Here is a 24768-nt window from a genome sequence, read left to right on the forward strand (position 1 = left end):
ACCAGGTAAATAATTTAGTGGGGGGAAGTCTACGGGATGCATACGCTATCCGGCTTGAGATAGCGCAATTTTTCTTACATCTGTGGAAATGAGTTAGCCCTGCAGCAGGCGAATCAGTAAGGAGCCGTTGTACATGGCATCTTTGACCAGCGCCGCGCCGGCCATGGTTCCCTGATTCGAGAACTGCGTACTTTCCACCACGATATTTTTGCTGTAGGCGGGAAGCGCCTGCTGATGAATGCAGGCGGAGATCGCCGGGAAGAGGATCTCGGCGGCCTGGCTTAGCGGTGAGCCAATCAATATTTTTTGCGGATTAAACAAATTCACCATGATGGCGAGAATGCGCCCGACGTTGTTCCCCACGCCGGTAATAATGTCTTTCGCGAGCAGATCCCCCTGCCTCGCCGCCTCGCACAGCGAATCGACCGTTAAGGGCTGGCCGTGCAGCGAGGAGCTCATCGACTGGCTGAGGCGCACCTGCGCCAGCTCCAGCACGCTCTCCACGCTGGCGATGGTTTCAAGGCAGCCGTGGTTTCCGCAGTAGCAGCGCTTGCCGTAAGGATCGACCTGCGTATGGCCGATTTCCACCAGGCTGCTGCTGCCGGCATGGAGCAGACGCCCGTCGGTAATGACCCCCGCGCCAACGTTGTGGTCGATCACCACCTGAATCACGTCGCGCGCGCCGCGGGATGCGCCAAACAGCGCCTCCGCCATTGTCCAGGCGCTGATGTCGTGCTGGATGTAGACCGGCACGCCGGTGTGGTTTTCCAGCACGTCGCCCAGCGGCATCTCTTTCACGCCCTCGTAGAACGGCATCCGATGGACGATGCCGTTTTCGGTATCGATGATCCCCGGCATGGTGATGGCAATCGCCGTCAGACGCTCCAGGCGCTGCTGGTGGCGAATGAAGAACTGGTCGATATGGCTAAGAATGGCGTCCAGAAGGGACTGTTCCGCGTCAAGCGGCAGGGACATGCGATCTTCAACCACCAGCTTGCTGCTGAGGTCGCGCAGGGCCAGAAAGATTTCGCCACGGCTGATGCGCAGGGACAGGTAGTGCCAGGCTTCGGTTTCTACCACCAGCCCGACCGCCGGGCGCCCGCGGCTGCCCGGCTCCTGAATTTCCGTCTCTTGTACCAGATGGGCTTCCAGCATTTCGCGGACAATCTTGGTGATACTGGCGGGGGCCAGCTGTGCCAGGCGCGAGAGATCGATACGCGAAACCGGACCAAGCTGATCAATCAGGCGGTAAACCGCGCCGGCGTTGGTCTGCTTAATCTGATCAATATGCCCTGGCTGACTATCCGCGACCACCTGGAACTCCCTTATTTTCGAGCTTCGAAATAAACTGTGGGCTATGGTGAAACACTTCGATGGCGCTCGTCAAATATTTACTTAGCCATGTGATTTACCGCACATTTTTGCCCACATTTCCCTATAAAAAGCGCCCGCGCGAGGCCTCGATCAGCTGCGTTTTAAAACGCTGTGCCGCATGGCTCTGTTCCCAGTGTTTAGACCATACCAGCCACATTTCCGACACGGCATCCTCTTCCGCGATGCTGACCCAGCGCATTTCCCGCAGCTGAACGCGCTTAAAAGAGGCCGGAAGAATCGACACCCCGAGCCCCGCCGCGACCAGGCCGATAATGGTCATCGCCTCGCCCACCTCCTGAGTGATGGTGGGCGTCAGCCCGTAGCGGCGCATCAGCCCAAGAATATCATCGTACAGCCCGGTGCCCACCTGCGGGTCGAAAAAGACGAACGGCTCCTGCGCCAGCTCCGCCAGCGTAACCGAAGGCCGGGCGGCTAGCGGATGATCGTGCGGGATCATCGCCATCAGCGGCTCGCGCAGGATTACCTGCCACGCCAGGGTGTCGGGTAGCTGCGTATTTCGCATCAGCCCCAGATCGAGCGTGCCTTCGTTTAGCGGGGCAATCTGCTCGCGGGTATTGATCTCGCGGGTCTGGATATGCACGTCCGGGAAGTGACGGCGAAACGACGACAGCGTTGCCGACACCGCGCTGATAAACGGCGCTGACGAGGTAAAGCCGATGCGCAGCTCGCCGGTCTCCCCCTGGTAGAGGCGCTCCGCCCTTGCGGCCGCGTCATCCACCATGCTGAGGATCTGGCGGCTGTCCGTAAGAAACTGCTTCCCGGCCGCCGTCAGGCTGACGCTACGGTTGGTACGCGCCAGCAGGCGTGCGCCAATCTGCTGTTCGAGAATCTGAATTTGCTGGCTCAGCGGCGGCTGAGAGATGTTCAGCCGGGCGGCGGCGCGACCAAAATGCAGCTCTTCCGCCACGGCGATAAAGTAGCGCAGATGGCGCAGCTCGATATTCATATGTTTAACGTCTTATTTGAGATTATTAATATATTAGACAGAATATTTACAATTTCCTACCCTGAAGAGGTGGTCATACCCGTCACCAGCCAATCACGGGGATGTTTAAGCAAGGAAACTTTGTGAGTCGTACAACTACCGTTGATATCGATCCGGCAAGCGATATTGATGATTTACCCGCAGCACCGCAGCCGGTTCAGTTTATAAAACGTGGTACCCCTCAATTTATGCGCGTCACGCTGGCGCTCTTCTCAGCAGGCCTGGCAACCTTTGCCCTGCTCTATTGCGTTCAGCCGATCCTGCCCGTGCTCTCCCATGAGTTTGGCGTGTCGCCGGCCAGCAGCAGTATCTCGCTCTCGATTTCGACCGGGATGCTGGCGGTCGGCCTGCTCTTCACCGGGCCGCTCTCCGACGCCATCGGCCGCAAGCAGGTCATGGTGACGGCGCTGATGCTTGCCTCCATCTGTACGCTGCTGTCCACCATGATGACCAGCTGGCACGGCATTCTGATCATGCGCGCGCTGATTGGTTTATCGCTAAGCGGCGTGGCGGCGGTCGGTATGACCTATCTCAGCGAAGAGATCCACCCCAGCTTTGTCGCCTTCTCGATGGGGCTTTACATCAGCGGGAACTCCATCGGCGGGATGAGCGGACGCCTGCTGAGCGGCGTTTTCACCGACTTCTTCAACTGGCGCATCGCCCTGGCGGTGATTGGCTGCTTCGCCCTCGCCTCGGCGCTGATGTTCTGGCGAATCTTGCCCGAGTCGCGGCATTTCCGCCCGACGTCCCTGCGTCCCAAAACCCTGTTTATCAACTTCCGCCTGCACTGGCGCGACAAAGGGCTGCCGCTGCTGTTCCTGACCGGCTTCCTGCTGATGGGCTCGTTTGTGACGCTGTTTAACTACATTGGCTATCGCCTGATGCTCTCGCCGTGGCACCTAAGCCAGGCGGTGGTGGGCCTGCTTTCCGTGGCCTATCTCACCGGCACCTGGAGCTCCCCAAAGGCAGGGGCGATGACCGCCCGCTTCGGGCGCGGCCCGGTGATGCTGGTGTCAACCGCGGTGATGCTCCTCGGCCTGCTGATGACCCTCTTCTCCTCGCTGTGGCTGATTTTTGCCGGAATGCTGCTCTTCTCCGCAGGCTTCTTCGCCGCGCACTCGGTCGCCAGCAGCTGGATCGGCCCGCGCGCGCGTCGCGCCAAAGGCCAGGCGTCATCGCTGTACCTGTTCAGCTATTACCTCGGCTCCAGCATCGCCGGGACGCTCGGCGGCGTGTTCTGGCACAACTACGGCTGGAACGGCGTGGGCGGGTTTATCGCGCTGATGCTGTGCGCCGCGCTGCTGGTAGGCACCGGGCTGCATAAACGCCTGCGTTAATTTAGCGATCAAAACAACCCCGTTCCGGTGCTGAGCCGGGACGGGGTTTTTGTTTATATTATCTCCACGGATTATAATTATTATGAATATAAACAATAGGTTATGATTTATTGTTTATTTACGCAGCAGGAGTGAGAGAGTAGACTTTGCGTTAATTACCCACAATAAATATAAGGAAAATGACGCATGGCAATCCCCGCTTATCTCTGGCTCAAGGACGATGGTGGCTCTCTTATCAAGGGTTCTGTGGATGTACAAAACCGTGAGAGCTCTATCGAAGTCACCTCATTTAGTCACAACCTCTACATCCCAACTGATGGTAATACCGGCAAACTGACAGGAACACGCGTACACGGTGCTCTGATGTTTGAAAAAGAGTTTGATAGCGCCTCCCCTTACCTCTTCAAAGCTTTTGTTGCCGGAGATATTTCTGCCATCGCTTATAAAGCAACGACGAAATACAACACCATAGCCAGAGGAAACGATAAGTTATGGTAACCGATGAGGACGTGATCTCGTGGTACAGCGAGCGGTTTAATAAACCGGCCTTGCTCACGAACAGGCGATGGCCTGCCACTCTCGATACCAGTCTGAGCACGGGAGATTACGTCTGGGCCAGCGAGACAGGTGCGGATATCATGGATGAATATTTCAGTCGCTTTAATGTTGATCCCGCTCACTTCGACTTTTATCGATACTGGCCTGAAGAGACGTTCATTCTTTACTCACTATTCACCTGCGGAAAGGATGACGATCAACCGCAGCCCCTCACCCTAAGAATGCTTGCCGAATCAGCAAAAGCCGGAAAATGGCTCTACGACTAACCTGGGGGGCAACCCGCCCCTTTCTTAATTAACCTGTCCCCCCACCCTCGCATAACTCGCCGGAATCACGTTAAACTCCCCTGAACACATCCAACCGAACGAGAACAATAACTATGTCAAAAAATGTTGCTTATCAGGAACTCACCCGCACCTTCCAGCGCCTCTCCCGCTTCTCCCACCTCACCGCCATCGCCAGCTGGGACATGTTTACCATGATGCCGCCGGGCGGCAGCGCCGCGCGGGGTGAAGCGCTGGCAGAAATGAGCGTTTTGCAGCACCAGATCCTGACGGACAAAAAGGTGGGTGACTGGCTGGCGGCGGCGCAGAGCGAAGAGTTGAATGACGTTGAGCAGGCCAACCTGCGCGAAATGACCCGCCTCTATCAGCAGGCCTCGCTGCTGCCGGAATCGCTTGTGGAGGCCAAATCCCTGGCGGGCAGCAGATGCGAACACGCCTGGCGCACCCAGCGTCCGGCCAACGACTGGCAGGGCTTCTCCGCCAACCTGAAAGAGGTGGTGAAGTACAGCCGCGAAGAGGCGTGCCTGCGTGCCGAAGCCAAAGGCTGCTCTCCGTACGATTCGCTGCTGGATATTTTTGAGCCGGACATGACCAGCGCCCGCCTGGACGTGCTGTTTGGCGACATGAAATCCTGGCTGCCGGATCTGCTCGCGAACGTGGTTGAAAAGCAGTCCCAGCACGCCTTTGTACCGCCACAGGGGCCGTTCCCGACCGCCGTTCAACGCGAGCTGGGGCTGGAAGCCATGAACATGCTCGGCTTTGACTTCAACGGCGGTCGCCTGGACGTGAGCGCGCATCCGTTCTGCGGCGGCGTGCCGGAGGACGTGCGCATCACCACGCGCTACGACGAAGACGAATTGCTCAGCGCCCTGTTTGGCGTGGTTCACGAAACCGGCCACGCCCGCTACGAACAGAACCTGCCGCGCGCGTGGGCCGGCCAGCCCGTTGCCCTGGCGCGCTCTACCGCCATCCACGAATCCCAAAGCCTGTTCTTTGAGATGCAGCTTGGGCGCAGCGAGGCGTTCCTGAAACATCTGCTCCCTGCCGTTCACGCCCGCTTTGGCAGCCAGGCCGCCTTTAGCGAGGAGAATTTTATTGCCTGGAACCAGCGCGTGAAGCCGGGCTACATTCGCGTCGATGCTGACGAGGTGAGCTACCCGGCGCACGTGGTGCTGCGTTACGAAATCGAACGTTCGCTGATCAACGGTGACATCGAGGTCGAGGATATCCCGGCGCTGTGGGATGAGAAAATGCAGGCGTGGCTTGGGCTGTCGACCAAAGACAACTACCGCAACGGCTGTATGCAGGATATCCACTGGACCGACGGCGGCTTTGGCTACTTCCCGTCCTACACCCTGGGCGCGATGTATGCCGCACAGCTGTTCCACGCGGCGAAAACGGCGCTGCCGGGCCTGCAGGCGTCCATTGCACAGGGGGATTTCTCCGCGCTGTTCGACTGGCTGCGCCAGAACGTCTGGCAGCACGGCAGCCGCTTCACCACTTCGCAGCTGATTACCCAGGCAACGGGGGAAGATCTCAACATCCGCTACTTCCGCGAACACCTCACGTCTCGCTATCTGTAACTGACAGCGCCGGGGGCCATCCCCGGCGTTGTACATATGGTTACACGCCGATACCAATGACTCACGGAAACCTCGGATTTACAGGGATATAGTTCTTTCAACGGCCCCGCAGTGGGGTTAAATGAAAAGCCAAATTCGAGGGTATGAGAATGAATAAAGTATTAGCTCTGGTTGTTGCCGCTGCTATGGGTCTGTCTTCTGCTGCATTCGCTGCTGAAACTACCGCTACCGCAACACCTGCTGCTGCGCCAGCTGCCACCACCACCGCTGCGCCAGCAAAAGCGACGCACCACAAGAAACATCACAAAGCCGCAGCGAAAAAAGAGACCGCTGCTCCGGCAACCGCCGCGCCAACCGAGCAGAAAGCGCAGGCTGCTAAAAAGCACCACAAAAAAGCCGCTAAACCGGCTGTAGAGCAGAAAGCCCAGGCCGCTAAAAAGCACCACAAAAAAGCGACCAAACCAGCCGCAGAGCAGAAAGCTCAGGCCGCTAAAAAGCACCACAAAAAAGCGACCAAGCCAGCCGTAGAGCAGAAAGCTCAGGCCGCTAAAAAGCATCACAAAAAAGCAGTAAAACACGAAGCTGCTAAACCAGCTGCTCAGCCAGCTGCGTAAGAGTACAAGCTTAACCGTGCCCTTCGGGGCACGTTGGTAAACCGGCGCTGAACCGTGCAGTTCCGCGCCGTTTTTTTATCCGGAGGGCGTATGCTGCGGCGCTATCGGTTTGAGTTGATCCTTATCTTACTTATTTTATGCGCGCTCATCGCAAGCCATTTCTATCTTTCCTGAATGTAGCACGCTGATTTTACTCCCACTTTAGCGCGGTCCCGTCTATAGTATTTTCTCAGGGTTCACTTTTAATAATCATAATTACCCCACCAGAGTGTGATATGCGTAAATATGTTTTGTTGTTATTGGGAACGTGTAGTCTTATTTCTGGCTTTACTCATGCGGACGATGGCGATGACGACGCGATCAACGCCAAAGAAGTAAAGACGCTGTTTTTTGGTCATGACGATCGCACGCGTGTCACCAATCCTACCCAGGCCCCCTGGGATGCCATCGGGCAGCTTGAAACCGCCAGCGGTAACCTGTGTACCGCCACGTTGATCACCCCGCAGCTTGCCCTCACCGCAGGCCACTGTCTGCTGACGCCGCCGGACGGCAAGCCGGACAAAGCCGTTGCGCTGCGCTTCGTGTCGCAAAAAGGGGTATGGCGCTATGAGATCCACGGAATTGAGGGCCGCGTCGACCCTTCGCTGGGTAAACGCCTGAAGCCGGACGGCGATGGCTGGATTGTGCCGCCAGGTGCGGCGTCCTGGGACTTTGGTCTGGTGGTGCTACGCTATCCGCCTTCCGGGATCACCCCGCTGCCGCTGTTCGACGGCGATAAAGCCGCGCTGACCGCCGCTCTGAAAGCCGCCGACCGCAAGGTCACGCAGTCGGGCTATCCGGTGGATCATCTGGATTCGCTTTACACCCACACGGACTGCGTCGTCACCGGCTGGGCGCAAAACAGCGTGTTGTCACACCAGTGCGACACCTTGCCGGGCGACAGCGGATCGCCGCTGATGCTGAAAACCGACGCTGGCTGGCAGCTGATTGGCGTGCAAAGCTCCGCCCCGGCGGCCAAAGACAGATGGCGCGCCGACAACCGCGCGCTCTCCGTCACCGGTTTTCGCGATCGGCTCGAAGCGCTGGCGCAGCAATAGTCACCCCTGCCTGCGCTGACGCAGTTCGATAATCGCCTCAATCGGCATCGGCTGGCTGAACCAAAAGCCCTGCAACTGATCGCAGCCAGCCAGCCGCAAGAGCTTCATCTGCTTTTCGTTTTCCACACCCTCCGCCACCACCGCCATCCCCAGCGCGTTGGCGATCCGCACCGTTCCGCTCACCAGCGCGGCGGCCTGCTCGTCGTTATCCACCAGCCCGGCCAGAGACTTGTCTATCTTGATGGTGTCGAAATTAAAGCGCCGCAGATAGCCGATACTCGAATACCCGGTGCCGAAGTCGTCCAGCGCCACCGCCGTACCGAGCGCTTTCAGGTTCATTATCGCCGAGCGCGCCCGCTCCGGGTTTTCCAGCACGTAGGTTTCCGTCACCTCAAGCTGAAGCCGATTGGCCGGAAAACGGGTAACGTCGAGCACGTGGGCGACCTTGTCTTCAAACTCCGGATCGCGAAACTGGGCGGGCGAGATGTTCACGGACAGCTTTAGATCGCCAAACGGCTCCAGATCTTCACAGGCGCGATGCAGAACGAACTGCCCGAGCCTGTAGATCAGGCCGCTGGTTTCGGCGATGGCTATAAAGGCGTCCGGGCCAAGCTCCCCGCCGGGGCGACGCGGCCAGCGCACCAGCGCTTCCACGCTGGTCATTTGCTGGCTGCGGGCGTCGATAATCGGCTGATACCACACCTCAAACTCATCGCGCTCAAGCCCGCCGCGAATTTGATTTTCAATCGCCAGCTGGCGCTCGCGGGCGCTGTTTAGCTCGGCGTCGTAGTGGGTTATCCGCCCTTTTCCGGTAATTTTGGAGTGATACATGGCGATATCGGCGCGGCGAAACAGCTCCGAGCTGGTGCATTCGATCAGGGTGCCGCTGGCAATACCGATGCTGGCGCCGATGTGGATCGTCCGCTCGCCCAGCCGAATGGGCGCATTCAGGAAGTCGATGACCGATCCGGCAAATGCCGCCGCCAGCGCTTCCGAGCGATCGCCGCCGATGGTCATGGCAAACTCATCGCCTCCCATCCGCGCCAGCATCCCGCCCGGCGGCACCCTTTCGCGCAGCGCTCTGGCAATCGCGATAATCAAATCATCGCCCACGCTGTGGCCGTAGATATCATTCACGTCCTTAAAGCCGTCCAGGTCGATAAACACCACGCTTTTGACGTCGATATCCCCGCGCAGGCTGACCTGATCCAGCGCCTCGATCAGCGCACGCCGGTTTGGCAGATGGCTCAGCCAGTCGGTTCTCGCCACCCGCCGCGCCTGGCTTTCGCCTCTGGCGAGCTTATACAGCCCCACGCTGCTCACCAGGATAAACAGCAGGATCAGGGCGGCGGCAAGCACCACGATCTGGGTGATATCGGACGAGGCGGCATGGGCCGCCTGCGCCCCGGGCAGGCGCGCCTGCCAGCTGAGATAGCCCAGCGGCTCCCCCGCCGAGCTGTTGAGCGGCATACTCGCATCGCTGACTTTCTCGGGGCTAAAGCTGAGGCGGTCTATCTGAAAGGTGGCCCCCAGATCGGACAAAATCTGCGGGTTAAGGTGGCGGGTGATCACCAGATAGCGCCGGGTGTCGCCGGTGGCCTGAAGCCGACCAACCATCGGGCGGATCAGGCCAATACCGATAAACGCCACGCCGTCGCGCGTGCGGGTGATCCCGGCGTAGATATTTTTGCCGCCGGGCAGCGCGCTGCGGTGTTGTTCAATCAGCGCCTTCAGGCCGTTACCAAAAAAGTCGAGGCTATGTTCCGTGAAGGGTTTGCTCTGAAAAGAGCCCCACAGCACGTTGAACCCTTCGTCCAGCACGAAGGTGCCGTCGTAGAGGTTATTGATTTTGAACCCCGCGCCCCAGGTGTTGTACAGCCAGGTGGTATCGAGCGTCGGGCTGTACACTTCTCGCACCGCGTCGTCCCAGACGGAGTTATCAATCACCAGCGAGGAAACGCGGTTAACGGAGGTCTGGATCGCCCCCTGAACCGAGAGCGCGGTGCGGTGTTCGTCAATTTCATTGGTTTTGGTGCTGATGAGGTGCAAAGAGAGGTAGAGCAGCGCGATAACGGAAATGATTAAGCCGATCCCCGCCATGAAGATCATCACGAACAGCGTTTTTGCGGTGGGAATATTTCGCCAGCTTAAGGTGTGAGACATCCGCCATCCTCTTCAAAAGTCCTGCTTTTCTAAGAGTAATACAGGCAGCGAATTTCGCTGCCTGTAAATGGCTATGTCACCGTCAGGCCAGTTTTATCATCACCATGCCCAGCAATAACAGCACCAGCCCTGCCCAGCCCTTTTTATTTAAGCGCTGGCCGAACAGAACCCATCCGGCGGCAAGCGTGGCGGCGATACCAAAACCGCCCCACAGCGCGTAGGCCACGGATAAATCGATGCCTTTTACCGCCTGCGACAGGGCGCTAAACGCCCCGAGCACGGCGGCGATGGACATCAGGCCGTAAAACTTACGGCGAAAACCATCGGAAAACTTCAGAAAGACGTTAGCAATAATTTCCAGAACGATTGCGAACGCCAGCCAGGCCGCGTGGATCCATTCAAACTGCTGCATGGGTCTGCTCCTTCGGCTGTTTTGTCGGTTTACGGGTACCCGATTTAATCAGCACAATACCTGCTACCAGCGTCGTCAGACCGGCAATTTTCATTGTTGAAAGCACTTCGTCAAATATCATGACGCTAAACAGCGTGATCAACAAAATACCAATACCTTCCCATAAAGCGTACGCCACACCCAGTGCGATTTTCTTCACCGCAAAGGACAGGAAAATATAGGAAAGTGAAATCATCACCAGCATTAAAATAAAGCCAGTGTTGCCATCACTGACACTTGCCCATTTCATAGACAACGTGCCGGTAATTTCAGCGACGATAGCCAGAGCTAATAAAATCCAGTAGAACATCTTTTTTCTCCTGCTTGAGAATATAATCCATCGAGGCTCGCTGCGGGCAGCAAACCAAAAAATATGAAATTAAATCAGACAGCTAAGCGCATGGCGCCAGCTCAGGCAGAAGACGTGACTATAGCGCGGAACGCCAGTGTTGCTCACCAGACAGAAGGCAGAGGGAGGTTGAATATACAGCGGTGTTTTTTGAAAAATACGTCCTGAACAAATTGTCCATAAAATTACAATTATCCGCGGTGTTGCTTCTCGTCTTTGCGGATGAAAATTGTCCTCGGTAGTTGAACACGCCTGATTTGTACCATAAGCCAGGAATTTACTCAAAGTCTTTTCAATTCTTTACCCATCTCGTTTGACCTTGGTTAGTTTATTGGATCGGCATTCGCCTTTATTATAAATAAAAGCATTATTCCAGGACTCTTCATGGCTAAACCCATCATTACCCTGAACGGGCTTAAAATCGTCATCATGCTGGGCATGTTGGTGATCATTCTGACCGGCGTGCGTTTTGCGGCCGATATCATCGTGCCTTTTATTCTCGCGCTGTTCATCGCCGTGATCCTCAACCCGCTGGTTCAGCGCATGGTGCGTCTGCGCGTGCCCCGGGTGCTGGCCATCTCCCTGCTGATCGGCATTATCATTGTGGCGATGGTGCTGCTGGTGGCGTATCTGGGCACTTCCCTGAACGAGCTGGCGCGCACGCTGCCCAAATACCGCTCGTCGCTGGCGGTTCCGCTGCTGCAAATCGAGCCCTGGCTGCAGCGCGCGGGCATTGAGGTTTCCGTCGAGGAGCTGCTGCGCTATATCGATCCCAACGCCGCGATGACGCTGGTCACCAGCCTGCTGACGCAGCTTTCCAACGCCATGACCTCTATCTTCCTGCTGTTCCTGACGGTGGTGTTTATGCTCCTTGAGGTGCCGCAGCTTCCGGCGAAGCTGGAGCAGATCATGTCCCGCCCGGTGGAAGGTATGGGCGCCATTCAGCGCGCGCTCGACAGCGTTTCGCGCTATCTGGTGCTGAAAACGGCCATCAGCCTGGTGACGGGGCTCGTGGTCTGGGGGATGCTCGCCGCGCTGGACGTTCGCTTCGCGTTTGTGTGGGGGCTGCTGGCCTTCGCGCTTAACTATATTCCCAACATCGGCTCGGTGCTGGCGGCGATCCCCCCTATTCTTCAGGTGCTGGTGTTCAGCGGCTTCTACGATGCGCTGATCCTGCTGGCGGGTTATCTGATCATTAACCTGGTGTTCGGCAACATTCTGGAGCCGAGGATGATGGGGCGCGGGCTGGGTCTGTCGACGCTGGTGGTGTTTCTATCCCTGATATTCTGGGGCTGGCTGCTCGGCCCCGTCGGGATGCTGCTCTCGGTTCCGCTGACCATCATCGTGAAAATTGGCCTTGAGCAAACCGCAGGCGGGCAAAGCATCGCCATTTTGCTGGGGGACATGAGTCATAAGTAATGCGGGCTTATTCCTCCATCGCCAGCACGGGCTTGCTCAGCCTTCCGGCCTGCTGGTAGTTCCGCAGCGCCACCTGCCACTCCGTCAGCGGGTAGAGCGTGGCGCTGCTGTACTGACTCGCAGATAGCGTCTGCCAGATCTGCCGGAACTGCGCCTGCCACATCTCGACGCTTAGCGCATCCAGATAGTTGCGGATATGGAACCATTCGACGCGCGGCAAGGCGCGCTGCTGGCGGAACGTTTGTCCGGAGAGCAGCCCGTAGCAGACAAAAATGCCCGTTTGCGGCATCGCGGCCAGAATCGCCTCCGCCAGGCCGCCGCCCGTGGCGTCGTAAACCACGTCCGCGCCCGCCGCGATGGCGCTTATCGCGGCGGTATCCTGCTGATCGACAGGGATAATCCCCATCGACGATAGCCGCCCGGCGTGAACCGGCGAGCGGTGAATGCCGTAGACCGCCTCCGCCCCCGCGCCGCGCGCCCACTGCCCGAGCAAAATGGCGCAATCCGATCCCGCCGCCGTTAACAGCACCCGCTTTCCGCGCGGCGAATAGCGCTCGAGCATCATCTGCGCCGCCAACGGGTTAATGTAGGCCCGCGCCGCAAGCAGTGAGTCGATACCGTCCGGCACGGGGATCGCGTATTCCGCCGGGCAGTCCACGTACTGCTGCCAGGTGCCGTGCCCGCGTAGCGGCAGCACGCGCCTGCCGATCAAATGCGCGAACGCCTCGGAGGCCTGCGTCACCACGCCGACGCCTTCGTAGCCCGCCACGGCAGGCAGCGGCGTGCGGTGGCGGTACGCGCCGGTAAGGGGGATAAGATCGGAGGCATTCACCGGGGCGTACAGCATTCTCACCCGCAGGTCGCCCGGTCCGAGCGGGGCAAGCGGCGCGTTTTCAGGCTGCAAAACGGCAGCGGGCTCGCCAAAGCGGCGATACCAGAGCGCGAGGTTATTCATGAGGTTCTCACTGAACAAGGGTTATCCGCCAGGCTTAGGTACGCTTTTACCGCTTCGCTGGGTTCGTGTTTTCGGCTCACGATCACCAGATTCGCGGTCAAATCAGGCTCATTCAGGCGGCGATAAACCAGCCCCGGAATAGCGACCTGCTGTAGCGGTGCCGGGATCGGCGCCAGCCCCAGACCCGTCGCCGCCATCGCCAGAATACTCAGCGTGCTGCCGGAGCGATACGCGATATGACACCGCTCGCCCAGCTTTTGCATCAGCGTGATGTAGAGATGTTCATGCACGTCGTGGGCGTCGTACAGCACCAGCGGCTGTCCGGCGAGCATGTCCATCGTTAAGTCTTCGTGCTGCGCAAGGGGGTGATCGTCGGTCATCGCAACCAGAATATCCCAGTCGCCAATGCGCCTGACGGAAATATCCGGCGCGGAAAGGTTGCTGTGCGCCGGGGTGTAGCCAATGTCCATCTGACCGGCAAGGATAGCCTCGACCTGCTCCTGCGGGCCGACTTCCTGAATCATTAGCTCGGCATCCGGAAAGCGTTGACGGAAAAGGCGCAGATCCGCTATCAGCTTCCCGCTAAAGATCGCGTTTCCGGCAAACCCGACTCTGACGCGCCCCGTTTCGCCCCGCATCGCGCGCTCCACGGTCTGCCGGGTATGTTCAGCCTGCTCAAGCGTCCGCCGCGCTTCGGTCAGCAGCAATACGCCTGCCTCCGTCAGCTCAACCCGACGGCTGGTACGGATAAAAAGCGCGCCGCCCAGCTCGGCCTCCAGCGCTTTTATCTGCATACTTAAGGCTGGCTGGACGATATTCAGTTTTTCAGCGGCGCGCCCGAAATGCCCCTCTTCGGCGACCGCGAGAAAATAGCGCAGGTGGCGCAGCTCCATACCGACCCTTACTGATAATTAAAATTGATTGATCTGTAAAATCTATATATTTCATTTTAGCTTCTCCGCGCGGCAAACTGAACCCCGTCAAACAACAGGAGCGATGACCATGCCTACTCAACAGAACGATCGACAGCAGCTTAACGACCTTATGAACGGCTGGATGCACCGGGATCTCAGTGAATGGGATCGGCTGCGCGAGCTGTTTCACCCCGACGGCACGATTGAAATTACCTGGTTCGAAGGGCTGGCCAGCGATTTCGTGGACGGCTCCATGCGGATGGGAGCATCAGATTTACGCACCAAACACCTTATCGCTTCGCCCGCCGTCGCGTTCAACGCGCGCGGCGACAAGGCCATTCTTGAAACCAATGCCATCATCATTGCTGAAAACGTCAAACTGAATATCGGCTGCGAATGCCACAACCGTTTTTACGATCTGGCAGAGAAGCGAGAGGGCGTCTGGAAGCTGTTCCACCGCCAGAGCGTTTATGACATGGGGACGTTTACGTTCCCGCTGGGCCCGGTTGAGATTGACCGAAGCATCGTGGCCAGATATCCCCGGGAATATGCCGCGCTGGCGTATTTGCTGGAGCAGAGCGGGTTCCCGCTCGGACGGGTGTTTGCTACGCGCGGCAGCGAGCTGGAAAGCAACATGAAGGCGGATGCACGGCGCTGGCTGGCGGCTTGAGTTTTGCTGCCCGGCATACGTGCCGGGCGGCTGCGTTGGTTTTATCTCTCATTACCGCGCCACCGGCAAATCCGCATACTTTGTCGTATAGGACGGCGACAGCATTTCGCGCTTCATCGACCACGCCTTTTCGATCCCCTGCCCGGCAAACCACACCTTGCCCGTGCCCGAGTGATTCAGGCTATCTATCGCCTCCATCAGCGCCGTGCTGTTGGCCTGCGGGCGGTTTTCATCGAACAAATTCAGCTGCGCCACGCCGCTGCTGAAAAAGTCCGCCAGCATCACCCCCGCTTTCATGTAGCGGTGTCCGTCCAGCCATATTCGCCCCAGCGCCTCCGTGGCGGCGCGGATGATATCGCGGGAATCGTTGGTCGGGGTGCTCAGGGTGACAGAGGCCTGATTGCCGTAGTAAACCTCGTTGTCCGCATGAGGGCTGGTGCGGACAAATACGCTGATAAAGCGGCAGTACTGATGCTCGCCGCGCAGCTTTTCGGCGGCGCGCTCCGCGTAGGCGCAAATCGCCTGGTGCATCTCGACGTACTCCGTAATGCGGTGACCGAACGAGCGGCTGCAGATAATCTGCTGTTTGGTCGGGGTAAATTCTTCGAGATCGAGACAGCGCTCGCCGCGCAGCTCGCGCACCGTGCGCTCCAGCACCACGTTAAAGTGCTTTCTGATTACCCAGGATGAGCTGTTGGCCAGATCCAGCGCCGTGGTCACGCCCATCGCGTTGAGCTTTTTGGTGATGCGCCGCCCCACGCCCCACACCTCGTCCACGGGGACAACGGCGAGCAACTTGCGCTGCCGTTCCGCGTTCGATAAATCCACCACGCCGCCGGTGCCGGGCCATTTTTTCGCCGCGTAGTTCGCCAGCTTTGCCAGCGTTTTGGTCTGCGCGATCCCCACGCCCACCGTCAGCCCGGTGTTTTTAAACACCTGGTCGCGCATCTGGTGACCGAAGCTTTCCAGCGACATGCAGCCGTCAATGCCCGACACGTTCACGAACGCCTCATCAATGGAGTAGATCTCTATCGCCGGGGCGAGATCGGTCAGGGTTTGCATCACCCGGCTGCTGAGATCGGCATACAGCGCATAGTTCGAGCTAAACACGTACACCCGCGACGGGTAGCCCTTCTCCTTGAACTTGAAGTAGGGCTCGCCCATTTTGATGCCGAACCGTTTGGCCTCTCGCGAAAGGGAAATAATGCAGCCGTCGTTGTTCGACACCACCACGATGGGCTTCCCCCGCAAATCCGGGCGGAAAACGGTCTCGCAGGAGGCGTAAAAGCTGTTTACATCAACCAGTGCGAACATGTTTATGCGTTTTCAGCGTATGGGTGACGACGCCGAAGATTTGCAGCTCCTCTTCGGACTCAAAGGTAATAGGCTGATAGCGGGGGTTGTGGGGAAGCAGCCTGAGCACCGGATGGGTCTGGAGCTCTTTCACCGTAAACTCCCCGGCCACGGCGGCAACAACGATATCCCCGTGTCCGGCGGTGAGGGAGCGGTCAACCACCAGCAAATCGCCGTCGCCGATCCCGGCGCCCTTCATGGAATCTCCGCTGACCTTAACAAAGTAGGTGGCGCTGGGGTGTTTTATCGCCAGCTTGTTCAGATCGATACGATCTTCGACGTAATCCTGCGCGGGGCTTGGAAAGCCACAGGCGACCCGCTCCAGAAACAAGGGTAATTCAATGCATTGCCGTGGATCGTAAGAAAAAAGAGTGCTCATAATTGTTTTGCCTGCCATCTACTGTATATAAATACAGTATTACGGATTGCGGGCAAGGATCAAGGCGCTTTACGGAGGATCGTCGAAACGCCTTGATGCAAGAGGATTTATTTCAGCCGGCTTTACTCCACCCTCACCTTTACTTTCGGCTTCGACAGCAGGATTTTAATCAGCTCGATAAAGGGTACGGGCTTAAAGAAATAATATCCCTGCTGGAAGGTGATGTCGTTGCGGTTGAGGTAATCAAGCTGCGCCTTCGTTTCGACGCCTTCCGCGACGATGCTTATCGACAGCCTGCGCGCCAGATCCAGCACGCAGTCGAGGAGCCGGGTGGAGTCGGGATGCTCATCCACCCGGCTGACGAAGCTCTGGTCAATCTTGATGTAGTCGATATGCAGATCCTGAAGGTAGGACAGCCCGGAATAGCCGGTGCCGAAGTCGTCCAGCGCAATCGCAAACCCGTTTTCATGCAGCACGTTCAGGGTCTGCACCAGGCGTTCGTCGACGTCCAGCGGCTCCCGCTCGGTCACCTCCAGCACCAGGTTCAAATCCCTGCGGGTAAAGCTGCCCTTATATTTCAGGCACTCCTCCACAAAGGTGGGCATGGCGATGTGGGAGGCGCTGAAGTTAATGCCGATGTGAAAGCCTTCCGGCAGCTTGCTGGATATGTCGTTCATCTGCTTCGCGACCTGCGCCATCAGGCTGCGCGTCAGGGGAACAATCAGCCCGGATTTTTCCGCAATCGGGATAAACGAGGCCGGAGAGATATACCCGCCGCCGGGGTGTTTCCACCTGGCCAGCACTTCGACGCCGCGCAGCGTGCCTTCCCGGCCGTTAACCACCGGCTGGTAAAACGGCACAATCTCCCCCTTCGCGATGGCGCCGCGCAGGGACTCTTCCGGCAGCGTGCTTTTGTTAAGGTACTTGTACAGCGCGTAGGCGGCAAGGCAGGCAATAAACAGTAAAAACAGCAGCATACCGCCGCCCTGCTCCACCAGCCTGGTCAGGCTAAACAGCGGCGGGTAGCGGTATTCAATGCTGTAGGGATAATCGCCGGCGCGAACCCGCCCGAGGCGCTCCCGCGCGGGGGCCGTGACGTCCCCGGCGGTCGCAAGCACGCTATTCCCGACCCTTAATGAATAGGTCACGCCCTTAAGCGGAATGCCCAGCGCGTCCCGAATGTGGCGGTCGCTCATGGTCACCACCACCCGGCTTTGCGCAAAGTGAATCTGATAAATCAGCACCGGCAGCCCGTTCACCGTGCTTTTTGCCGGCAGCAGCAGCAGCGGATCGTCCGGTAAGGTCGCCACGTCCAGGAGCAGCATTCGGTTGCCCGGCAGGGACGAGCAGTCGATTTTACCCTGTCTGGTGATGAGGATGGTTCTGAGGTGCGGCTGCAGGGCCGCTTCGGTCGCCAGCTGATACTGCCCTTCCAGGCCACATCCTTTATCCGCAATCGCCTTTGCAACCCGGGTCGCATGGCGCGCCTCGGCAAGGATCGTATCCATATTTTTCACGGCATATCGGGCTCCCGCGAGGCTGTCGGCGCGCGCGGAATACCAGAGCTGAATATTCAGAATAAAAACGCCTGCAATAAGGAGAGCCACGGCTGCGATAACAGGAATAAGTGCATTGCGCATAACGTATCCTGAGCATGAGTAAGTACGATTACGCTGACGGCATTTACGGCGCCTGGTGTTGTAGTTACAAAGAGCATGGTCGACAAAAGCGAAAATAACCATGCTCCCTGCAACAAGTTCTGCAAGAGCGGTTTAGCAGGTGAAGGCGTTATCCTTCGCGAGGAAGAAAGGACGCAAATAGGCGACCGCGCTGGAGAGCGGAATGACGTCCTCACTGAGCTTAATGTTGAGCACCTCCGTGAGATAGCGCTTACGGGCGTCGATGCGCGCCCACAGCGCCGGACAGGTGCGTTCGATCTCCTCCCGCAGCGCCCGCCCGGCCAGCGCAATGCTCTCTTCCGCGCTGGCGCCGGTATAGCCCGGTACGGACGGAATAATATCAATCTGCAAAATCATCCCGCTTTTCAGGGTTTCCGTGGAGTCAGGATAAATGGGGGAAGACATCCACTCTTCATCGGCGCTGAGATGCCCCGGATTCAGATGCCAGCCATATTTCTCTTTCGGCAAAACGGATTCAATCAGGGCATAGAGCTCCCCGCCCTGCATGCCGATTTTTATATTTTCAAGCCAGGTGACCACCGCGCCAAAATAGGGTTTCGCCACGCGCTCAAGATACGCTTTCTGGTTTTCCGGCAGCTCGCTTTCGTCGGCAATCACAAATCCGGTTCGGCTCGAGAGGCCGCCTTTAAAGCCGGTGGTCATCGAAAGCGGCTGACCGCGCTGCACCGGCCTGTGGGTAGGATAGAGATTCGCTTTTTCAAAACGCTGGCCGGACGCCGCAATGGTCACCACCGTGTTGTACTGCCCTTCCGCCGTCAGATACTGGCCCAGGTCGACCTCACGGATACCCGGCTCCACCGCATTCATGGCGTTCAGGATGCAGTTTGACGCCAGATTCGCGCCGTACTCGTAGTGCGCGATTTCATTCGCATTGTTGGTAACGCGCGCGCCGTTATCCCCGCCGATAAACAGGTGCGCCGCGTTTTCCAGAACCGCATCGTCAGAAAGGCTGTTTTTGACGGCCTCCACGATAAACCAGGGTAAATCGAAGAGCTGACGGCTGTCCGTCCGCGCGGAGGTAAACATCTTCCAGCCCACCAGCCCGACGCGGCGCAGGTTGCCGAGGCCGATCTCAGCGAATAGCGCCTCCAGCGGCTTATCGTTATCCATCGGCTGATTGGGCAGCGAGAAATACGGGCAGTGCTTAAGCGTGACCGGAATGCGGGAATGCGCGGCTATCTTCAGGTTTTCATTGCCGAGAATAACGCTGGCGGCCCCGCTTTTCTCCAGCACCAGCAGCCCCTCTTCAAAGCGGGGAATAAACCCGGTCAGATACTCAAAGTTACTGCCGTGCTCCTTGTCGGCGTAAACGATCAGGGCGTCAAATCCTTCGGCAGCCATGCGCTCGAGGATCTTTTCTTTACGCGCCCGAAGCGTCGCGTCGCTGAGAGGAACGGGGGCCACATCCGTAAACTGCGGCGGCGCGGCCGTGGGCTGAAGCTGAAGCGTGCGAAAATCCATGTCGTTAACCTCACGTTTTAAGTTTCTGTCACCTTAAAGGATACGTTGAAAGGAGGCTAACGGTTTCAGGTGAAAGTAGTCATTGGCAAGTTATTATGCGAGTCACTTATTAATGACTTAAATCAAAAGAAATGAAACTAAAAAATTCACTCTCAACACACTACGTATTGACTTAAAAATGGCGCAGGCGCATATTTCACAGCACGAAATAACAAGACAATTTTTGGAGAGTGTTTTCTATGCCATCCCGTGATTATCCTGACAAGCGTGCTGCTCGCGGTTTAGCAAAGGAGGCTGACCTGAAGATGTTAAGCGCCAGAGTAGACGAAGACTTAATGGAGTATGTCAGAGCGACCGCGTATGAAACACGCAAAAGCAAGCAGGAGATCGTGGCGGAAGCGCTGGCACTTCACCGAAAAAACCGTCGGGCAGAGGCCGCAGGCGACGAGGCCCGGTAAAACGCTAACGGCCCGAATGAGAGACATCCGGGCCTGGGTGCTTGCGCTTAATCCACCAGCGAATTGAGCTTCTCCAGCGCTTCGGCGGGCAACGCCAGATCCCCTGCCGCCAGGTTTTGCTGCAAATGCGCCACGGAAGAGGTGCCGGGGATCAGCAGAATATTCGGCGAACGCTGCAGCAGCCAGGCCAGCGCCACCTGCATCGCCGTTGCCCCGAGCGAATCCGCCACCGTCTGTAACCCGGAAGACTGCAGCGGCGTAAAGCCGCCCAGCGGGAAGAACGGCACGTAGGCAATCCCCTGCGCGGCAAGCGCGTCGATCATCGCGTCATCACCGCGATTCACAATGTTGTACATGTTCTGCACGCAGACCACGGGCACGATTTTCTGCGCGTCGGCGACCTGCTTCGCCGTCACGTTGCTCAGCCCGATATGGCGCACCAGCCCCTGCTGCTGTAATTCCGCCAGCGTGGTCAGCGGCCCGGTGAGATCCCCTTCCGCCGGGCCGTGGGTGCTGAACATCGCGCGCAGGTTTACCACGTCGAGCACGTCCAGCTTCAGGTTACGCAGGTTATCGTGCACCGCCTGCGTCAGCTCCTGGGCGGAAAACGCCGGAAGCCAGGAGGCATCACTGCCGCGCCGCGCGCCGATTTTGGTCACGATGGTGAGGTTGTCCCGGTACGGATGCAGCGCCTCGCTAATCAGCTGGTTGGTGACGTGGGGGCCGTAAAAATCACTGGTATCAATGTGATCCACACCGGACGCCACGGCTTCGCGCAGCACCGCCAGCGCAGCCTCTTTGTCCTTTGGCGGGCCAAAAACGCCCGGCCCGGCCAGCTGCATCGCCCCATAGCCGAGGCGCTTAACGGTACGCGTGCCTAAAGCAAAATTGCCGCTTTTCTCAATGCTGCTCATGTCGACCTTCCTCATAAAAATGATCCGGATTTACAACAGGTTCCGGGATGGAACAATTAGTTAAGCAATAGTTAAATTAAAGTTTAATTTCGCTACGTCGATAGTATTTGAGTAACCCTGCACCTATAACGGACGACCGCCATGCTGAAAAATCTGCACGTGATTACCGGTATTATCTTTGCCCTCACCATATTCTGTCTGCTGCAAGTTGTCACGGGAGGCCTGTTCTACTCAGCCGTGAGCAACGATCGTCATAACTTCCAGAACTCCGGGGTGCTCAACGCCCAGCAGGAGAGCCTGAGCGACAGCGTGAATACGCTGGTGAAAACGCGCGTGACCGTCACCCGCGTGGCGATCCGCTACCTGAAAAATCAGCGCGACCCCGCTTCTCTGGCCGCCATTAATAAACTTCTGGGCACCGCCGCAGACTCCCTCGGCAAAGCGGAAGCCTATAACAGCGCCTGGCAGAAAATGCCGCAGGTTAAGGGGCAAAATGCCGCGCTCACCGAAGAGATGCAGAAGTCCTGGAGCCAGATGCATGAGGTGCTGCGCCTGTCGATTGAGTATCTGCGTGCGGATAACTATCAGGCCTACGGCGACCTGGACGCACAGCAGGCGCAGGACGATATGGAAGCGGTTTACACCCACTGGCGCAGCGAAAACAACGCCCTGCTGAAGGCCGCCACCGAAGAGAACCAGAGCAGCTTTACCCATATGCAGTGGACGCTGGCGGGCATTTTCCTCGCCGTGATTGCGGTGCTGGTGGTGATCTGGCAGGGCTTGCAGCACCTGCTGTTAAAACCGCTTAAAACCATTATGAACCATATTCGCACCATCGCAGGCGGCGATCTGACCCACAGCATTACGCTGGGCAGCCGCAACGAGATGGGGCAACTCGCCGCGGGCCTGCACGAAATGCAGCAGTCGCTGGTGAGAACGGTGAGCGCCGTGCGCGGCAGCACCGACTCTATCTACACCGGCGCGGGGGAAATCGCCGCCGGGAGCAACGACCTGTCTGCCCGCACCGAACAGCAGGCCTCGTCCCTGGAAGAGACCGCCGCCAGCATGGAAGAGCTCACGGCAACGGTGAAGCAGAACTCCGATAACGCCCGCCAGGCGACGCTGCTGGCGAAAAACGCCTCCGAAACCGCAGCCCGCGGCGGTCGCGTGGTGGATAACGTTGTCCGCACCATGAGTGAAATTGCCGACAGTTCGCAGCAAATTGCCCACATTACCAGCGTTATCGACAGCATCGCCTTCCAGACCAACATTCTGGCGCTGAACGCCGCCGTTGAAGCCGCCCGCGCCGGCGAGCAGGGCCGCGGATTTGCGGTGGTGGCCGGGGAAGTGCGTACCCTGGCGAGCCGCAGCGCGCAGGCTGCAAAAGAGATCAAAGGGCTGATCGAAAATTCGGTCAGCCGGGTGAATACCGGCTCCGGTCAGGTGAGCGAAGCGGGTGATACGATGAAAGAGATCGTCGCCGCCGTCACCCGGGTGACCGACATTATGGGCGAGATATCGTCGGCTTCGGATGAGCAAAGCCGGGGCATTGAGCAGGTCAGCCTGGCGGTATCGCAGATGGACAGCGTGACGCAGCAAAACGCCGCGCTGGTGCAGGAGTCCGCCACCGCGGCGGCGGCGCTGGAGGATCAGTCCGAACAGCTTCGTCAGGCCGTGGCGGCGTTTCGCCTGAACAGCCAGGACCAGACGCAGGCGCCGCGTGCGACCCACCTCAAAACGCCGCAGCTGTTACGCCCGGCGGCCGCGTCGGCAACCGCGGCGGACGGGAACTGGGAAACCTTCTGAGAAGCGCGCAGCGTTTTCGGACGCTGCGCATCCTTCTAGCGGCTGCGCTTGGCGTGCCGCTCCCAGTTTTCCTGTCGGGCTTCGTCCGATTTTCGCAGGGCAACGTAGCAGGCCCCGCTGCCGCCGTGGTGCGGCAGCGCCACGCAAAAGGCCTGTACCGAATCGAACTCGGTGAGCCAGCGCGCCAGATAGCTTCGCACAACGTTGGCGTGCGACTTCTCTTCGCGCCCCTTGCCGTGGATGATAATCAGATTGCGTAGCCCGTCGCGCTCGGCCTGGCGAATAAACGAAAACAGCATCTGACGACACTGTTCGGCAGGCTGGCGTAACAAATTCAGGCTGGCCTGGCGGGTATATTTACCTGAGCGGAGCTTATCAATAACCCCCTGCTGCAGACCTTCGCGCTGGAAAGCCAGCGGCTCTGCCAGCGGGAGTAGCTCAAGAAAACCCAGGGTGAGGAAATTGTCGAGCTGCTCCGTGTCGATCGCCTGCCGGGCGCGGGCGTTGCGGCTCGGCTGCCAGTGAATATCCGCGCAGCGCTTCAGGGGCTGGACATCCTCCATGGCGTCAAGAAAGAGTGATTTGTCGTCAGGGTTCATGGGAATTCTCCGGCTACATCCGAGGCTGTACTATACCTCTGCCCGCCTGCTCTCTCAACGCTCCCCGACTGCGGGTGGCGCCCGAATAATTACCGGGTGAATATATTAAATAATATTAACGAAAAACATTAAACTCAACTTAACTAAAATTTCAGCATCGATTAAATGAAAAATTTAAGTTAAAAATTCGTAAAAACAATCATCGGGAATACTATCTTTTTAAGGGAAAGGTGTTATAACTAATTAAACCCGCCTTACGGATAAAACATGCGGGATTCGCAACGGGATGCACTGCTGTGTGTACTATAGGGTCTGTCTGATGTCGGCAGACTCTGTTTTTTTATTATCCTCTTTTATTCGGAAATTATTTTCCGCGCTTCCCTTCTGAACTGCGTAATTAACGATTCGGTAAGGGGCGTCTGGCGAGAATCCCGGCGCTGAATTAAATAATAAGCAGCTTTAGGTAAAGATTCGGCAACCGGCAGCATCACCAGCCTGTGCGCCAGAAGCGGGTCGCAGCCCAGCTCCTGCGGGAGGATGCTGAGAAAATCGCTTTGCGCCACCAGGCTAATACAGGAGGAGAACGTTTCGCAAACAATGCCAATCTGCGGTATTTGCGAGCGATGATTAAATATATCCTGTAATTGCTTATAATAACTCCCCCGCGGCGTTGGCATTGTCCAGTTATAATTCAGAAGATCGTTAATGGACTTTGCCCCTATTGCCGGATGCCCTTCCCGGCAAAATATCGCAAAGGGTTTTTCAAACAGCTTTTCGAACGTAAATTCATGATCGTAAGGCCCCTGAAAATAGGTGTTAATGGTGAAGTCCAGCTCGCCCTGGCGTAGCTCATTAATCATCGACACCAGCTGACCTTCCATAATGCGGACTTTAACCAGCGGGTGCTGCGCGTGAAAACGGGTGATGACCGCGGGCATTAAGGTGCGCGAAATGCTCGCCCCCATCCCGATATTGATCTGCCCCGCCAGCTGCCCCTGCCGCTGACGGATGTCGTCCTGCGCCGCGCGCAGCTCTTCCAGGATCAGGTTCGCATGCTGATAGAAGCTTTCACCGCACTCGGTCAGCGCCACGCCCTTGCTGCGGCGCACAAAAAGCTGTGCCGCCACGCCCTCCTCCAGCTCTTTGATCGACTTCGTCAGCGCGGGCTGCGAAAGATTGAGCGCTCTGCTGGCGCCGCGAATGCTCCCCTGACGCGCCACTTCGACAAACGCCCGGATTTGATGAAATTTAACCTGAAATGACATAGCCCGAACGATAACCGTTGTTTATCAGAGTAAAGAAATTGGCATCTACTTTAATGGAA

Annotated in this window: 24 protein-coding genes and 1 pseudogene; 10 read left to right on the plus strand and 15 right to left on the minus strand. The window is 57.8% G+C overall.

What is annotated here, in order from left to right; genetic code table 11:
• Positions 1 to 93: 93 nt before the first annotated feature.
• Positions 94 to 1314, minus strand: coding sequence for a sugar metabolism global transcriptional regulator Mlc (gene mlc, locus AB6V08_RS18700; RefSeq protein WP_368544311.1), 1221 nt, complete (start codon positions 1312 to 1314; stop codon positions 94 to 96).
• Between the two features lie 121 nt (positions 1315 to 1435).
• Positions 1436 to 2341, minus strand: a complete 906-nt coding sequence (locus tag AB6V08_RS18705; protein WP_368544312.1) for a LysR family transcriptional regulator — start codon at positions 2339 to 2341, stop codon at positions 1436 to 1438.
• Positions 2342 to 2463: 122 nt separating this feature from the next.
• Here AB6V08_RS18705 and AB6V08_RS18710 point away from each other — a divergent pair, with 122 nt between their 5' ends.
• The 6 genes and pseudogenes from AB6V08_RS18710 to AB6V08_RS18735 all read left to right on the plus strand — a co-directional run bounded on the left by AB6V08_RS18710 (position 2464) and on the right by AB6V08_RS18735 (position 7853).
• Positions 2464 to 3717: an MFS transporter gene (locus AB6V08_RS18710; RefSeq protein WP_368544313.1), complete on the plus strand. Its 1254-nt coding sequence runs from the start codon at positions 2464 to 2466 to the stop codon at positions 3715 to 3717.
• A 186-nt stretch (positions 3718 to 3903) separates the two neighbouring features.
• Positions 3904 to 4140 (plus strand): annotated as a pseudogene (locus tag AB6V08_RS18715) (Hcp family type VI secretion system effector); the annotation flags it as partial.
• A gap of 68 nt (positions 4141 to 4208) precedes the next feature.
• Positions 4209 to 4541: a DUF1493 family protein gene (locus tag AB6V08_RS18720; RefSeq protein ID WP_368544314.1), complete on the plus strand. Its 333-nt coding sequence runs from the start codon at positions 4209 to 4211 to the stop codon at positions 4539 to 4541.
• A 113-nt stretch (positions 4542 to 4654) separates the two neighbouring features.
• Positions 4655 to 6142, plus strand: coding sequence for a carboxypeptidase M32 (locus AB6V08_RS18725; protein WP_368544315.1), 1488 nt, complete (start codon positions 4655 to 4657; stop codon positions 6140 to 6142).
• A 149-nt stretch (positions 6143 to 6291) separates the two neighbouring features.
• A complete protein-coding gene (asr, locus tag AB6V08_RS18730) occupies positions 6292 to 6756 on the plus strand; it encodes an acid resistance repetitive basic protein Asr (RefSeq protein WP_368544316.1) in 465 nt (154 codons plus the stop codon).
• A gap of 275 nt (positions 6757 to 7031) precedes the next feature.
• Positions 7032 to 7853, plus strand: a complete 822-nt coding sequence (locus AB6V08_RS18735; RefSeq protein WP_368544317.1) for a serine protease — start codon at positions 7032 to 7034, stop codon at positions 7851 to 7853.
• Here the strand turns inward: AB6V08_RS18735 and AB6V08_RS18740 are convergent, their stop codons facing one another.
• The 4 genes from AB6V08_RS18740 to AB6V08_RS23270 form a co-directional block, all read right to left on the minus strand.
• Positions 7854 to 10016: a bifunctional diguanylate cyclase/phosphodiesterase gene (locus tag AB6V08_RS18740; protein ID WP_368544318.1), complete on the minus strand. Its 2163-nt coding sequence runs from the start codon at positions 10014 to 10016 to the stop codon at positions 7854 to 7856. It lies immediately after the preceding gene.
• Positions 10017 to 10098: 82 nt separating this feature from the next.
• Complete coding sequence (gene mdtI / locus AB6V08_RS18745) at positions 10099 to 10428, minus strand: multidrug/spermidine efflux SMR transporter subunit MdtI (protein WP_368544320.1); 330 nt, start codon at positions 10426 to 10428, stop codon at positions 10099 to 10101.
• Positions 10415 to 10777, minus strand: a complete 363-nt coding sequence (gene mdtJ / locus AB6V08_RS18750) for a multidrug/spermidine efflux SMR transporter subunit MdtJ (protein WP_368544321.1) — start codon at positions 10775 to 10777, stop codon at positions 10415 to 10417. Before mdtJ ends, mdtI begins: the two co-directional genes overlap by 14 nt.
• A gap of 118 nt (positions 10778 to 10895) precedes the next feature.
• On the minus strand, positions 10896 to 11066 hold the full coding sequence (locus AB6V08_RS23270) for a protein YdgV (protein ID WP_439649898.1): 171 nt from the start codon (positions 11064 to 11066) through the stop codon (positions 10896 to 10898).
• A 134-nt stretch (positions 11067 to 11200) separates the two neighbouring features.
• Here AB6V08_RS23270 and AB6V08_RS18755 point away from each other — a divergent pair, with 134 nt between their 5' ends.
• Positions 11201 to 12235, plus strand: a complete 1035-nt coding sequence (locus AB6V08_RS18755; protein WP_368544322.1) for an AI-2E family transporter — start codon at positions 11201 to 11203, stop codon at positions 12233 to 12235.
• Positions 12236 to 12242: 7 nt separating this feature from the next.
• On the opposite strand, the gene AB6V08_RS18760 is transcribed toward AB6V08_RS18755, so the two are convergent.
• Together AB6V08_RS18760 and AB6V08_RS18765 are read right to left on the minus strand one after the other, a co-directional pair.
• The gene (locus AB6V08_RS18760) at positions 12243 to 13190 is read right to left on the minus strand and encodes a zinc-dependent alcohol dehydrogenase family protein (protein ID WP_368544323.1); all 948 of its coding nucleotides are present in this window, start codon (positions 13188 to 13190) and stop codon (positions 12243 to 12245) included.
• Complete coding sequence (locus AB6V08_RS18765; protein ID WP_368544324.1) at positions 13187 to 14083, minus strand: LysR substrate-binding domain-containing protein; 897 nt, start codon at positions 14081 to 14083, stop codon at positions 13187 to 13189. Before AB6V08_RS18765 ends, AB6V08_RS18760 begins: the two co-directional genes overlap by 4 nt.
• A 109-nt stretch (positions 14084 to 14192) precedes the next feature.
• Here AB6V08_RS18765 and AB6V08_RS18770 point away from each other — a divergent pair, with 109 nt between their 5' ends.
• The gene (locus tag AB6V08_RS18770) at positions 14193 to 14774 is read left to right on the plus strand and encodes a nuclear transport factor 2 family protein (RefSeq protein WP_368544325.1); all 582 of its coding nucleotides are present in this window, start codon (positions 14193 to 14195) and stop codon (positions 14772 to 14774) included.
• 51 nt (positions 14775 to 14825) lie between these two features.
• Here AB6V08_RS18770 and umuC read toward each other — a convergent pair whose 3' ends face one another.
• The 4 genes from umuC to AB6V08_RS18790 form a co-directional block, all read right to left on the minus strand.
• Positions 14826 to 16088, minus strand: coding sequence for a translesion error-prone DNA polymerase V subunit UmuC (umuC, locus tag AB6V08_RS18775; protein WP_368544326.1), 1263 nt, complete (start codon positions 16086 to 16088; stop codon positions 14826 to 14828).
• Positions 16072 to 16506: a translesion error-prone DNA polymerase V autoproteolytic subunit gene (gene umuD / locus AB6V08_RS18780; protein ID WP_368544327.1), complete on the minus strand. Its 435-nt coding sequence runs from the start codon at positions 16504 to 16506 to the stop codon at positions 16072 to 16074. Before umuD ends, umuC begins: the two co-directional genes overlap by 17 nt.
• A 122-nt stretch (positions 16507 to 16628) precedes the next feature.
• Positions 16629 to 18146: an EAL domain-containing protein gene (locus tag AB6V08_RS18785; protein WP_368544328.1), complete on the minus strand. Its 1518-nt coding sequence runs from the start codon at positions 18144 to 18146 to the stop codon at positions 16629 to 16631.
• 132 nt (positions 18147 to 18278) lie between these two features.
• A complete protein-coding gene (locus tag AB6V08_RS18790; protein ID WP_368544329.1) occupies positions 18279 to 19667 on the minus strand; it encodes a M24 family metallopeptidase in 1389 nt (462 codons plus the stop codon).
• Positions 19668 to 19972: 305 nt separating this feature from the next.
• On the opposite strand from AB6V08_RS18790, the gene AB6V08_RS18795 reads away from it, so the two are divergent.
• Positions 19973 to 20125 (plus strand): hypothetical protein, encoded by a 153-nt coding sequence (locus AB6V08_RS18795; RefSeq protein ID WP_439649899.1) that lies wholly within the window; start codon positions 19973 to 19975, stop codon positions 20123 to 20125.
• A gap of 47 nt (positions 20126 to 20172) precedes the next feature.
• Here the strand turns inward: AB6V08_RS18795 and AB6V08_RS18800 are convergent, their stop codons facing one another.
• Complete coding sequence (locus tag AB6V08_RS18800) at positions 20173 to 21039, minus strand: aldo/keto reductase family oxidoreductase (protein WP_368544331.1); 867 nt, start codon at positions 21037 to 21039, stop codon at positions 20173 to 20175.
• A 141-nt stretch (positions 21040 to 21180) separates the two neighbouring features.
• On the opposite strand from AB6V08_RS18800, the gene tcp reads away from it, so the two are divergent.
• Positions 21181 to 22845: a methyl-accepting chemotaxis citrate transducer gene (tcp, locus tag AB6V08_RS18805; RefSeq protein ID WP_368544332.1), complete on the plus strand. Its 1665-nt coding sequence runs from the start codon at positions 21181 to 21183 to the stop codon at positions 22843 to 22845.
• Between the two features lie 35 nt (positions 22846 to 22880).
• Here tcp and smrA read toward each other — a convergent pair whose 3' ends face one another.
• Together smrA and AB6V08_RS18815 are read right to left on the minus strand one after the other, a co-directional pair.
• A complete protein-coding gene (smrA, locus tag AB6V08_RS18810; RefSeq protein ID WP_368544333.1) occupies positions 22881 to 23444 on the minus strand; it encodes a DNA endonuclease SmrA in 564 nt (187 codons plus the stop codon).
• A gap of 353 nt (positions 23445 to 23797) precedes the next feature.
• Entirely contained in the window at positions 23798 to 24709 is a 912-nt protein-coding gene (locus AB6V08_RS18815; RefSeq protein WP_368544334.1) for a LysR family transcriptional regulator, read from the minus strand.
• Positions 24710 to 24768 lie beyond the last annotated feature (59 nt).

It is taken from the genome of Enterobacter soli (assembly GCF_964208575.1).
Classification (GTDB): Bacteria; Pseudomonadota; Gammaproteobacteria; order Enterobacterales; family Enterobacteriaceae; genus Enterobacter; species Enterobacter soli_A.